The sequence below is a fragment of the Pseudomonas sp. R1-43-08 genome (assembly GCF_003852255.1).
Taxonomy (GTDB): domain Bacteria; phylum Pseudomonadota; class Gammaproteobacteria; order Pseudomonadales; family Pseudomonadaceae; genus Aquipseudomonas.
Map to the genome: position 1 here is coordinate 5,314,706 of NZ_CP027734.1, position 12,519 is coordinate 5,327,224.

The following is a 12,519-nucleotide window of genomic DNA, read 5'->3' on the forward strand; positions in this document are numbered from 1 at the left end:
TCGTCAGTCGCGCGCTAAAAGGCGCGGGGCAAGCTCTTTGAGAGCGCGACGATAAACCTCGCGCTTGAATGTCACCACCTGGCCCAGCGGATACCAATAACTGACCCAGCGCCAGCCATCGAACTCCGGTTTACCGGTCAAATCCATCCGCACCCGCTGCTCATTGGAGATCAGGCGCAGGAGAAACCATTTCTGCTTCTGGCCGATACACAGCGGTTGGCTGTGGGTACGCACCAGGCGTTGCGGCAAACGATAGCGCAACCAGCCCCGGGTGCAGGCCAGAATCTGCACATCTTCGCGCTCAAGGCCGACTTCTTCGTTCAACTCACGGTACAAGGCGTCTTCAGGGGTTTCGTCGGGGTTGATCCCACCTTGAGGAAACTGCCAGGCATCTTGGTTGATTCGGCGAGCCCATAGCACCTGTCCGGCATCATTCGTAAGAATAATCCCGACATTAGGACGGAAACCATCGGGGTCGATCACGGCAACAACCTCGCAAACGCATGTCGCCGCATTGTTCCACAAAGGTTCATCCAGCGGCAACGAGGCTTCTTACCTTATGTGCACTCTTGTGAAAAGACCGTATTCTGGACGCCTTTTTACAGACTTTTCAGCGAGTAACCGCAATGCGCCTGGCTTTATTCGACTTGGACAACACGCTCCTGGGCGGTGACAGCGATCACGCCTGGGGCGATTACCTGTGTGAACGAGGGATTCTCGATGCGGTGGCTTACAAGGCCCGCAACGACGAGTTCTATCAGGACTACCTGGCCGGCAAGCTGGACAACGCCGCTTACCTGAACTTCTGCCTGGAAATCCTCGGCCGCACCGAGATGGCTCAGTTGGACGAATGGCACAACGACTACATGCGCGACTGCATCGAGCCGATCATGCTGCCCAAGGCCGTGGAACTGCTGGCCAGGCACCGCGCCGCTGGCGACATGCTGGTGATCATCACCGCCACCAACCGTTTCGTCACCGCGCCGATTGCCGCACGGCTGGGGGTTGAAACCCTGATCGCCACCGAGTGCGAGATGGAAAATGGCCGCTACACCGGGCGCAGCACCGATGTGCCGTGCTTTCGTGAAGGCAAGGTGACGCGCTTGAACCGTTGGCTGGAAGAGACCGGCTATACCCTGGAAGACAGCTACTTCTATAGCGACTCGATGAATGACTTGCCGCTGCTGGAGCAGGTGACTCACCCGGTGGCGGTGGATCCTGATCCGAATTTGCGGGCCGAGGCTGAAAAGCGGGGCTGGCCGGTGATTACGCTGCGCGGCTGATAAAGCTATCGGGGGCAAGCCCCCTCCCACATTTGAAATGCATTTCAAATGTGGGAGGGGGCTTGCTCCCGATGCAGGCGACACGGGCCTAAGCCTTACATAGGCTTGGCCACCATCAGGTAGAAAATCGCCATGAACGCCAGGAATGCAGGCCAACCCAGGCCAAACCACCAGCGCATATAGGTTGCGGCCTTGAGTGGCATCGCCGTACCTTTGCGCAACGCCTGTTCCGCCATCTGGTGCACACGAATCTGCAACCACACCACTGGCAGCCAGCAGATCCCCGCCAACACATACAAACCGAACGTCCACTGCAACCAACTCTGCTGCAACGACCAACCCGCCAGATGCATCAAGCCGATCCCACTCAATGGCTGGAACACTGCCGTGGTCGCGGTAAACGCCCAGTCGGCAAAGACCAGGTGCTTGAATGTTACGGCGATCACTTCCACTTTGCCGCTGCGCCAGGCGCGCAACGCGTAGTAGGCCGAGCCCGCGCCCAGCCCGAACAGGATGGTGGACGAAAGGATATGCAGGGTTTTGAGCAGCAGGTAAGCACTCATCGGCGACACTCATTCACAGTAGGTTCAGTCCAAAAAAGCCATAACGTAGCCACCATCAGCACCAGGTTCTTGGCGACGGCGGCGTAGGGGTCGAACCAGTAGTGGGGCAAAACGAAGCTGATGACTACGGTGTATCCGGCCATCAACAACAGCTGCAATAGCAGGGTGTGGCGCCGCCAGCGCCTGATCAGCAGCCCGATGCCCAACAGACCATCGCACAGCGACCCGCCGATCACCGCCAGCATCGCCCAAACACCGTGCACGCCTGCCTGCGCCATGATGCGCAAGCCCCACTCGTACCCCGGCCCCAGGCACACCGCTGCGGTGCCCAGCCAGATCAGCACCAGCACCGCCAGCATCAAGGGACGGACCGTAAGCTGGCTGCTCACGGCCGCTGTCGGCCAGCCCTGCAAACGCGACGACAGCGGTGCCGCCGAATAACCGCAGACCGAAGCCAGCACCTCGGGGTCGGCCACGTTGTCCTGTTGTGCCAGAGTAATGCTTTGTCTGTTCAGCGCACGCCAACCCAGGCAGTCGCCCACCCGACCGCTCAACCCTAGCAGCGGCGCCTGGACGTATCGGCCCGGCGCCCAGCCTTGTACGGCGCGCAACTGATCAATGACCTGGCTCAGCCGCATCGGTTCAGGCCCTACCAATGGCAACACCATCGCTTCAACTGGCCACCGACGCAGCAATGCCAGTACGGCCCCGACGACGTCAGCGATATGCACCGGTTGCAGATGGGCCTTGAGGTCCAGCAACGGGATCAGCGGCCACGGCGAAAGCGCGGCGAGCCAGGCACTGCTGGCGCCGCCCTCACCCACCACCAATGAGGGTCGCAATATCACCGCTTCAATCCCGAGGCCAAGCAGATAGTCGTCAGCCGCGCCTTTGCTGGCGAGAAACGGCACATCGGACTGCGCTGAAGCGCCCAGGGCGGAAACCTGCAGCACTCGCACGCCGCGCTGCGCCGCCAGATCGAACAACGCGCAAGTGCCCCGGTCCTGCACCCGGCTCAGCTCGGCCGCATCCACGCTCAGCAGACCGGCTGCATTGATCAGTAAATCAACGGATTCGGGAAAGTCGAAACCTTCGGGGTGGACGGCCAGCAGGTTCAGATCCAGCGGGCGCCACTCCACGCCCGGCCAATTCTGGCTTCGAGGCTCGCGACAAGTAGCGACCACTTGATGCCCCGCCTGCTGCAGAGCCAGCAACAGGTGGCGCCCGACAAACCCGGTGGCGCCTACCAGAAGAATGTTCATGAAGCTCCTTTCAAACCGGTTTAGCCCCCATCAGCCCGGCAATCGCCACAAACCCCACCAAACTGACCACCGCCAGCACCAAGGTGAAATTCAGGCTACCGCCCTCGCCTTTACGCAGCCGATTGAGCCGTGCCACCAGCCAGAACCAGGCCAGCGCCGCCACGGTATACAGAATGCTGGAACCCAGGATCCAGGTTTGCCCCAGCGGCCAGCCGACCAGGTGCACCATCCACCAGCCGGTGAACGGCATGCTCACCAGGCAAATGCCCATCAGCAGCCAGACGAACGCCCACGGGCGTTGCACGATCATCGCCGGGCCGGCGCTGCGCTTGCGCCAGGCCAGTACTGCCAGGCCCAGGCCGCTGAGCAGCAGCAACACGGTGGCGGCGATGTGAATAACCTTGAGGGTGGTAAGCGTTTCCATAGTCTCGATTCCTTGAAGGCCGCTCAGTCAGCGTAGTCGCTCAACCGAGGAACAACTGGTAGGCCGGGTTTTCGCTTTCATCCCAATACGGGTAGCCGATCTCGGCGAGGGCGGCCGGGACCAGGTGGCGCTCGTCCGCCGGCACTTGCAGGCCGGCGACCACCCGGCCGTCAGCCGCGCCGTGGTTACGGTAGTGGAACATCGAGATATTCCAGCGCCCGCCCAGTTTGTTAAGAAAGTTGAACAACGCCCCCGGCCGCTCCGGAAATTCAAAACGAAACACCAGCTCGTCACTGACCTTGGCCGCATGCCCGCCGACCATATGGCGGATGTGCAATTTGGCCAATTCGTTTTCGGTGAGGTCCAGCACCGGGAAACCCTGGTCGGTGAGGCTGGCGATCAATGCGCTGCGCGGGTCGTTTTCCGGGTGGGTCTGCACGCCGACGAAGATGTGCGCCTCGCTGCCGGTGTGATAGCGGTAGTTGAATTCGGTGATCTGGCGCTTGCCCACCGCCTCGCAGAATGCCTTGAAGCTGCCCGGCTTCTCGGGAATGGTCACGGCGATGATGGCTTCGCGGCCTTCACCCAGTTCGGCGCGTTCGGCCACATGGCGCAGGCGGTCGAAGTTGACGTTGGCGCCGGAGTCGATGGCGACGAAAGTTTGGCCGCTGACGCCACGGGTCTCGACATACTTCTTGATCCCGGCCACGCCCAATGCGCCTGCCGGCTCGGTGATCGAGCGCGTGTCGTCGTAGATATCCTTGATTGCCGCACAGATTTCATCGGTGCTGACGGTGATCACTTCATCCACATAGTCTTTGCAGATGTCGAAGGTGTGCTGGCCAATCTGCGCCACCGCCACGCCATCGGCGAAGAGGCCGACGGTCGGCAGCACAACGCGCTCACCCGCCGCCATCGCCGCTTGCAGGCAGTTGGAGTCGTCCGGCTCGACGCCGATGATCTTGATGTCCGGGCGCAGGTATTTCACATACGCCGCAATCCCCGCGATCAGCCCGCCGCCGCCCACCGGCACGAAGATCGCGTCCAATGGCCCTGGGTGCTGGCGCAGGATCTCCATCGCCACGGTGCCCTGCCCGGCAATGGTGTGCGGATCATCGTAGGGGTGAATGTAAACGTAGCCTTTTTCATCGACCAGCTTCAGCGAATAGGCCAGGGCCTCCGGGAAAGAATCACCGTGCAGCACCACCTTGCCGCCACGCGAGCGCACGCCTTCGACCTTGATTTCCGGGGTGGTCTTGGGCATCACGATCGTTGCCTTGACCCCCAGCACCTTGGCCGCCAGGGCCAGGCCCTGGGCATGGTTGCCCGCCGAGGCGGTGACCACGCCGCGTGCGCGCTCTTCAGCGCTGAGCTGGCACAGCTTGTTGTAGGCGCCGCGAATCTTGAACGAGAACACCGGCTGCAAGTCTTCGCGCTTGAGCCAAATCTGGTTGCCCAGCCGCTCGGAAAGCTGGCGGGCAGTCTGCAGGGGTGTTTCTACGGCAACGTCGTAAACGCGCGAGGTGAGGATCTTTTTGACGTAGTGTTCAAGCATCGGCAGGCATCTACTTCAGGGGTTGGGCAGGGCCAGGGAGTCTAACCCGGCTTTTGGCCGGGAGACCACACGAATCCCAAGGTTTGTTGGGGTATACTCGCCGCCCTCGATTACTCCCCCGCCCGTTCCGGAGCCCGCATGACCCAGGATCAACTCAAACAGGCAGTGGCCCAGGCCGCTGTCGATTTAATCCTTCCAAAACTCGACGACAAGAGCATCGTCGGTGTCGGCACCGGCTCCACTGCCAACTGCTTTATCGATGCGCTGGCCCAGCATAAAGGTGCGTTCGATGGCGCAGTGGCCAGCTCCGAAGCGACCGCCGCGCGCCTCAAAGGCCATGGCATTCCGGTGTACGAGCTCAACACCGTGAGCGACCTGGAGTTCTACATCGACGGCGCGGACGAAAGCGACGAGCACCTGAACCTGATCAAAGGCGGCGGCGCAGCCCTGACCCGCGAGAAGATCGTCGCGGCCGTGGCCAAGACCTTCATCTGCATTGCCGACGCCAGCAAGCTGGTGCCGGTGCTCGGTGCATTCCCGCTGCCGGTGGAAGTCATCCCGATGGCCCGCAGCCACGTGGCCCGCGAGCTGGTGAAACTGGGCGGCGACCCGGTGTACCGTGAAGGCGTGTTGACCGATAACGGCAACATCATCCTCGATGTGTTCAACATGCAGATCATTAATCCGGTGGAGCTGGAGACGCAGATCAACGCCATCGTTGGCGTGGTCACCAACGGCCTGTTCGCCGCACGCCCGGCGGATGTGCTGCTGTTGGGTACCCCGGAAGGCGTGAAAACCCTCAAAGCTTAATAACACCGCAGTTCAAATGTGGGAGGGGGCTTGCCCCCGATGGCAGTGTGTCAGTCAGAATATCTGGTACTGATACACCGCCATCGGGGCAAGCCCCCTCCCACATTTATAGCGATCCGGTCTGGATTTCTGTAACACAAACGCTACTTTTCGCAGCACTCCTCTCCAAAACCGTGCGCTCTGTCACGCCCCGCCTGGTATCCAATCCGTTACAAATTACAACCAAGCGACCCACGCTTTTAACATTGCGCCAATTCGCCGCCGCCCACGGAATGAGGCGCGCATTGTGCAAAGCGTCTGCGCTTGAACCTCTCATCACCTCAAGGAAGACCCTGTGATAAAGCCCCTAGCCTTCGCTCTCAGCGTCGCCGGCACCCTGCTGTCGACGCATCTTCAGGCCTATGATTACGGCCAGCACGCCACCACCACCCTGGAAAAACTGATCAACGACTACCCCGGGCGTTATCGCGGCACGGCCAATTTCGCCGGGGCGGCCGATTGGATGCAGAGCCAGATGGGCACGGCCTACAGCATCAGTCGCCAGGACTTCACCTGGAACAACGGCAGCCGCGCCTCGCAAAACGTGGTGGCCTACGCCGCCGGCACTAAACCGCAGTACGTGGTGATCGGCGCGCACTTCGATACCTACTTCGGTCGCCCTGCCCTGCAAGGCCTGGACGACAACGGCTCCGGCGCCAGCGTGCTCACCGAGGTGGCGAAGAACCTGGGCGGGCTGCAACTGGAAAATGGCTTGCAGGTGGTGGGCTTCGGCGCGGAAGAAGAAGGCTTGCGAGGGTCCAAGGCCTTCGTTGAGTCCCTGAGCGCAAGCCAACGCGCCAACATGCTCGCGATGATCAACCTCGACAGCCTGATTACCGGCGACATGATGTATGCCCACGCCGGCCAGAACAGCGCGGCCAACCCCGGCCTGGCGGCGTTGCGCGAACACACCTTCCAGATCGCCAGGGAACTGAATATCCCCCTGTTCACCAACCCCGGCCTGGACCCGCAATACCCCAAGGGCACCGGCTGCTGCAGCGATGGTGAACCGTTCGAACCGCTGAAGATCCCGATCCTGTATGTCGAGGCGACCAATTGGGAGCTGGGCGACCTGGATGGCTACACCCAGACCGACAATCCGAAAATCCCCGGCGGCTCGACCTGGCACGACCCGAACGAAGACAATAAAGCCGTGCTCACCGATGCCTTCGGCCAGGCGCGCATCGACCAGCGCCTGCGCGATTATTCGCGCCTGCTCAGCCGCCTGGTGCTGGAACTGACCAATGCCGACTTGATGGCCTCGAGCGCCTCGGGCGGCGCCGTTGCACGCAACATGCAGGACAACCTGCAGCGTCAACATCAGGCCGCCGTGCGCTTGCACGAGCGCCGCTGGCTGACCTTGCAGTCGGCCAGTCGCGAAGTGGGCAGCTTCGATGGCGAGGCCGGCGTGGAGGGCCAATACAACCCGGACAGCGGTTTCGACCGCGCGCCCAACCCAGAGGCCCGGCAGTTGGGCGTACATGCGCTGGGCGACTACCAGCTGAGCTCAGCCCTGAACATCGGCGCCAGCCTGAGCTACCGCAACGGCCGCGACACGCTGGAGCACCGCGGCAAACTCGATAGCGACACCTGGCAGGCCGCCGTCTACGCCCTGCTCAACGACGGCGGGCCGAGCTGGCTGGCCGGTGACCTGAGCGCCGGCCACACGCGCTTCGATTCCAAACGCAACCTGCTGATCCAGGCCAGCGGCGGGCCGGTGCTGCTCAACCAGCACCTGACCGGCAAGACCGACGCGCTGTCCCTCGGCGCACGGGTGCTGGGCGGCTATGACTTCGATTTTGGTGCCCTCCAGAGCGGACCCTTTGCCGGGCTCGATTACAGCCACTACCGCATCGATCAGTTCGACGAGAAGCAGAACCTGCGCACCGCGCTGGACTACGAAGAACAGTCGTTCGATTCCCTGGAAGCCAGCCTGGGCTGGCGCGTGCGCGGTGCTGTCGCTCTGCCTTACGGCTTGAGCCTGATGCCTTACGGCAACATCGGGTGGGTCAAGGAATTGGCCGATGGGCGTCTCGACGACCTGCAACTGACCGCCCGCGCCGATGGCCAGGCCCGCACCGCCAAACTGGGGTCAGTCGATAAACATTTTGGTCGCGCACAGATCGGCAGCCAATTGGCAATCACCCCGCAATTGGGGGTGTACGCCGAAGTGAACAGTCGGCTCGGCCATGCCGAGGGCAGCCAGACCGGCTACTCGCTGGGTGTGCAGTGGATGTTCTGATCAGGGCTTCTTGAACACGTAGAACAGGTTCGGTTCACTGACGAGGTACAGCGTGCCCTCGTCATCCATGGCGATCCCTTCGGCCTGCGGCACACGTTTTTTCAGGCCATGGCGCCCGTTGAGCAGTGACAGACTGCTTAACGGGCGACCATCGATATCCAGTTCCAGCACCAGGAACGACTCATCGGAAAGCGCCAGTAAATGGCCGCTGCGCTCGTCGTATTGCAGGCTCGACAGGTCGCGCACAAACAACCCGGCATCACGCTTGGGGTTGTTGATCACATGCACCGAGTAGGTTTTTTCCGCTTTGAAATGGGGAAAGCCGTGGACCTCATAGATCACCATCGGGTCGCGTTCCTTGGCGACAAACAGGCGCTTGCCCACCGAGTCATAGGCCAGGCCTTCGAAACCCTTGTTGCTGCCGATGTGCACGCCCAGGGTCATTTGCTCCGCATCGGCGGCATCGAGAAATTGCGTGTCATCGTCCACATGCACCTTGATCAGGCGCTGCTGGCGCTCGTCACTGATCACGTAAATATTGTCGCTGATGAACTCCACCGCCTCGGCATCGCCAAACCCCACCAGGGGAATACGCCGCAGGATCTTGCCTTGCAGGGACAGCTCGACCAACTCGGCGTTTTTGTTGGTGACGGTAAACAGGCTTTTGCGCACCGGGTCGTAGGTGAGGGCCGACACATCGTCGTCGAGCCCTTCGATCACCTGGCCTTCCAGGGAGACGCGGTAATCGGCCAGGCCGATGCCGCGTTCATCCGCTGGCTGGTGCCACACCTGCCAGTTGAACCAGGCACGCTCGAACAGACGGAATTGCTGAGCAACGATCGCGGCAGCGACCAGCGCAATCAATAGCAGGATTAAAAGAGCAGGTTTGGGGCGGGCGAATCGACGCATCGTGGCGGGCTCAGAGAAAAACTGGCGAATAGATATCAAGATCGCCTGAATTTAAACTTAAACGCAACGGGCTGTCTGGTGAATGCCGCTTTTTAAGACGCGTCCGACGTAAGACGTAGGTTATTTCTGTTTTTCAAACCGATAGAACAGGTTTGGCTCGCTGACGATATACAGCGTACCGCTCTCGTCCATGGTTACGCCTTCGGCACGCGGGATGGTGTCCTTGAGGCCGTTGAAACCGCCCAGCAGGGTCATGAAGCTGACTTGCTCGCCGGTTTCATCCAGCTCCAGCAGCAGGTGGGAGTCGGCCGACAGCACCAGCAAGTGCCCGGTACGCGGGTCGACTGCCAGGGCGGAAAGGTTGCGCACGTCCAGTTCGGTACTCGCCCGTTTCTGCTTGTCGCCTGCCAGGGTCTGGCTGCCGTCGCTCTTCCAGGTAAACAGTGCCGGTGGGCGCTCTTCGCCCAGCACCAGCTGCTGGTTGCGCGGGTCCCAGGTGATTGCTTCAAAGGCTTTGTTCTGGTCCTTGGACGGGCCCAGGTCATAACTGGGGAAATCGGCCTTGTTCAACGCCGTGGTGCCGGCGTCAACCTTGACGATGGTCAGGCTGTGCTCGCGCTCATCGACCACGGCCATCAAGCCATTCTCCATCACCGTCAGGCCTTCCGGATTGTTCCAGCCGTTGAGGGGCATCTTGCGCAGTACGTCGCCTTGCAGGCTCAGCTCCACCAGGAACGGGTTCTTACCCATCACGGAGAACAGGGTTTTGGTGCTTGGGTTGTAGGACAGGTCCGAGGCCTCGTCCTTCTCCATACCGGGCAGCAACTTGGCGTCGATGACCGCGTGATAGTCCGGCAGCCACACGCTTTCCCGGCGTTCGGCCGGGCTTTCAAAACCTTCCAGCACCCACAACACACCGCGATCATCCCAGTGCATGGCCCAGGCGATGCCATACAGGATCGCGCCGGCCAGAAACACCCAGGAATACCAGCGCATGGTCAAGCGAGAGCGAAGCGTAGGTTTGGAGGTGGGCAGAGGCACGGCCATTGAGGGCTTTTTCCGGAAGTCAGCTGTAGGGAATAGAGCAAGAAGCTGGATTATGCGGATGGCGTGTGAAAAAAATGCAAAACCCATGTGGGAGGGGGCTTGCTCCCGATAGCGGAGTGTCAGGCACAGGTTAGCCGGCTGACACACTGCAATCGGGAGCAAGCCCCCTCCCACATTTTTACAGCATTTGTGCACACAGTCAGCGCACGACGCTCTCGAAGCGGTTGACGCCCGACAGCTCCAGCACCAGCTTGTCGCCGACATTCAGCGGCCCTACGCCAGCCGGGGTGCCGGTCAGGATTACATCACCCGCCTGCAGGGAGAAGCAGCCGGCCATGTGCTGGATCATCGGCACGATCGGGTTGAGCATCTGCGCGCTGTTGCCGTTCTGGCGGACTTCGCCGTTGATGGTCAGGCGAATGCCGATATCGGTCACGTCCGCGAACGTGCTGCCGACCACAAAAGGCGCAATCACCGCCGCGCCGTCGAACGACTTGGCGATCTCCCACGGCAGGCCCTTGGCCTTCAACTCGGCCTGTTTGTCGCGCAGGGTCAGGTCCAGGGCCGGGGCGAAGCCGGAGATGGCGTCCAGCACTTCTTCGCGGCTTGGGTTGTTCGACAACGGCTTGCCGATCAATACGGCGATTTCCGCTTCGTAATGCACCGAACCGCGCTCGGTAGGAATAGTGAAACCGCCTTCCAGCGGCACCACGCAACTGCCCGGCTTGATGAACAGCAATGGCTCGGTCGGCACCGGGTTGTCCAGTTCCTTGGCGTGTTCGGCGTAGTTACGCCCGATACACACCACTTTGCCTACCGGAAAGTGGATGTTGGTGCCGTCGATATACTTGTGCTGGTAGCTCATGGAACGACTCCTTAAAAAGCGTCCTTAAACAGCGAAGATCTTGCCTGGGTTCATGATCCCGTTCGGGTCGAACACCGCTTTCACGGCCTTCATGTATTCGATTTCAACCGGTGAGCGGCTGTAAGTCAGGTAATCGCGCTTGGTCATGCCCACGCCGTGTTCGGCGGAGATCGAGCCGTTGTATTTGGCGACGGTCTCGAACACCCATTTGTTCACGGTGGCGCACTTGGCGAAGAACTCGTCCTTGCTCAGGGTTTCTGGCTTGAGGATGTTCAGGTGCAGGTTACCGTCGCCAATATGGCCGAACCAGACGATTTCGAAATCCGGGTAGTGCTCGCCGACGATAGCGTCAATTTCCTTCAGGAAAGCCGGCACTTTGGAAACGGTGACCGAAATATCGTTTTTGTACGGCGTCCAGTGGGAAATCGTCTCGGAGATATATTCGCGCAGCTTCCACAGATTATGCAGCTGGGTCTCGCTCTGGCTCATCACGCCGTCCAGCACCCAGCCTTGCTCGACGCAATGCTCAAAGGTTTCCAGGGCGTGATTGGCGACTTCCTCGGTGGTGGCTTCGAATTCCAGCAGCGCGTAGAACGGGCAATCGGTTTCGAAGGGCGCTGGCACGTCGCCACGCCCGAGGACTTTGGCCAGGGCCTTGTCGGAGAAAAATTCGAAAGCGGTCAGGTCCAGCTTGCTCTGGAAGGCGTGCAGCACCGGCATGATCGAGTCGAAGTCGGTGGTACCGAGCACCATGGCGGTCAGGTTTTTCGGCGCACGGTCCAGGCGCATGGTGGCTTCCACCACAAAACCCAGAGTCCCTTCGGCGCCGATGAACAGCTGGCGCATGTCGTAGCCGGTGGCGTTCTTGATCAAGTCACGGTTCAGTTCCAGCACATCGCCTTTGCCGGTGACGACTTTCATCCCTGCCACCCAGTTACGAGTCATGCCGTAGCGAATCACCTTGATCCCGCCGGCATTGGTGCCGATATTGCCGCCAATCTGGCTGGAACCGGACGATGCGAAATCCACCGGGTAGTACAAGCCATTTTCTTCGGCGACGTTCTGCAATTGCTTGGTGACCACGCCCGGCTGGCACACCGCAGTGCGGTCGGTAAGGTTCACGTCGAGAATCTGGTTCATATAGTCGAATGACACCACCACTTCGCCATTGGCCGCCACCGCCGCCGCCGACAGGCCAGTGCGCCCACCGGATGGCACCAACGCCACCTTGTGGGTATTGGCCCAACGGACGATGGCCTGCACCTGCCCGATGGTCTTGGGAAAGACGATGGCGCACGGCGCGGGCGCGAAATGCTTGGTCCAATCCTTGCCGTAAGCCTCCAGGGAGTCGGCGTCGGTCAGCACTTTGCCGGGCTCAACCAGGGTCTTCAGCTCATCAATCAGGGCAGGATGGGTCATCGACAGAACTCTCGAACAATTCATGGTCATCCTGAGAACGCTTCACGTCGCAGGAATAGGTGTTTAGCGGGGCGCGTATGCTAGCATACCGCCCCCGCAGG

The 12,519-nt window shown here is 60.9% G+C and carries 12 protein-coding genes; 3 read left to right on the plus strand and 9 right to left on the minus strand.

The features are described from left to right. Positions 1 to 3 precede the first annotated feature (3 nt). A complete protein-coding gene (locus tag C4J87_RS24510; protein WP_003176750.1) occupies positions 4 to 483 on the minus strand; it encodes an RNA pyrophosphohydrolase in 480 nt (159 codons plus the stop codon). Between the two features lie 143 nt (positions 484 to 626). Here C4J87_RS24510 and C4J87_RS24515 point away from each other — a divergent pair, with 143 nt between their 5' ends. Continuing rightward, on the plus strand, positions 627 to 1,283 hold the full coding sequence (locus tag C4J87_RS24515) for an HAD family phosphatase (RefSeq protein WP_124368729.1): 657 nt from the start codon (positions 627 to 629) through the stop codon (positions 1,281 to 1,283). A 95-nt stretch (positions 1,284 to 1,378) separates the two neighbouring features. Here C4J87_RS24515 and C4J87_RS24520 read toward each other — a convergent pair whose 3' ends face one another. From C4J87_RS24520 to ilvA, 4 genes are read right to left on the minus strand one after another with little or no spacing between them, the layout of a single operon-like run. Then, complete coding sequence (locus tag C4J87_RS24520) at positions 1,379 to 1,846, minus strand: DUF2269 domain-containing protein (protein ID WP_124368730.1); 468 nt, start codon at positions 1,844 to 1,846, stop codon at positions 1,379 to 1,381. Then, a complete protein-coding gene (locus tag C4J87_RS24525) occupies positions 1,843 to 3,108 on the minus strand; it encodes an SDR family oxidoreductase (protein ID WP_124368731.1) in 1,266 nt (421 codons plus the stop codon). Before C4J87_RS24525 ends, C4J87_RS24520 begins: the two co-directional genes overlap by 4 nt. A 10-nt stretch (positions 3,109 to 3,118) precedes the next feature. Then, the gene (locus C4J87_RS24530) at positions 3,119 to 3,532 is read right to left on the minus strand and encodes a DUF2269 family protein (RefSeq protein WP_124368732.1); all 414 of its coding nucleotides are present in this window, start codon (positions 3,530 to 3,532) and stop codon (positions 3,119 to 3,121) included. A gap of 40 nt (positions 3,533 to 3,572) precedes the next feature. Continuing rightward, the gene (gene ilvA / locus C4J87_RS24535; protein WP_124364852.1) at positions 3,573 to 5,087 is read right to left on the minus strand and encodes a threonine ammonia-lyase, biosynthetic; all 1,515 of its coding nucleotides are present in this window, start codon (positions 5,085 to 5,087) and stop codon (positions 3,573 to 3,575) included. 138 nt (positions 5,088 to 5,225) lie between these two features. Here ilvA and rpiA point away from each other — a divergent pair, with 138 nt between their 5' ends. Together rpiA and C4J87_RS24545 are read left to right on the plus strand one after the other, a co-directional pair. Beyond that, entirely contained in the window at positions 5,226 to 5,897 is a 672-nt protein-coding gene (gene rpiA / locus C4J87_RS24540) for a ribose-5-phosphate isomerase RpiA (protein WP_124368733.1), read from the plus strand. Between the two features lie 334 nt (positions 5,898 to 6,231). Further along, positions 6,232 to 8,178 (plus strand): autotransporter domain-containing protein, encoded by a 1,947-nt coding sequence (locus C4J87_RS24545; RefSeq protein ID WP_124368734.1) that lies wholly within the window; start codon positions 6,232 to 6,234, stop codon positions 8,176 to 8,178. Here the strand turns inward: C4J87_RS24545 and C4J87_RS24550 are convergent, their stop codons facing one another. The 4 genes from C4J87_RS24550 to C4J87_RS24565 form a co-directional block, all read right to left on the minus strand. Next, a complete protein-coding gene (locus C4J87_RS24550; RefSeq protein WP_124364855.1) occupies positions 8,179 to 9,087 on the minus strand; it encodes an SdiA-regulated domain-containing protein in 909 nt (302 codons plus the stop codon). Between the two features lie 120 nt (positions 9,088 to 9,207). Beyond that, on the minus strand, positions 9,208 to 10,134 hold the full coding sequence (locus tag C4J87_RS24555) for an SdiA-regulated domain-containing protein (RefSeq protein WP_124368735.1): 927 nt from the start codon (positions 10,132 to 10,134) through the stop codon (positions 9,208 to 9,210). 199 nt (positions 10,135 to 10,333) lie between these two features. Further along, complete coding sequence (locus C4J87_RS24560) at positions 10,334 to 10,999, minus strand: fumarylacetoacetate hydrolase family protein (protein ID WP_124368736.1); 666 nt, start codon at positions 10,997 to 10,999, stop codon at positions 10,334 to 10,336. Positions 11,000 to 11,023: 24 nt separating this feature from the next. Beyond that, a complete protein-coding gene (locus C4J87_RS24565; RefSeq protein WP_124368737.1) occupies positions 11,024 to 12,418 on the minus strand; it encodes an FAD-binding oxidoreductase in 1,395 nt (464 codons plus the stop codon). Between the last annotated feature and the right edge of the window lie 101 nt (positions 12,419 to 12,519).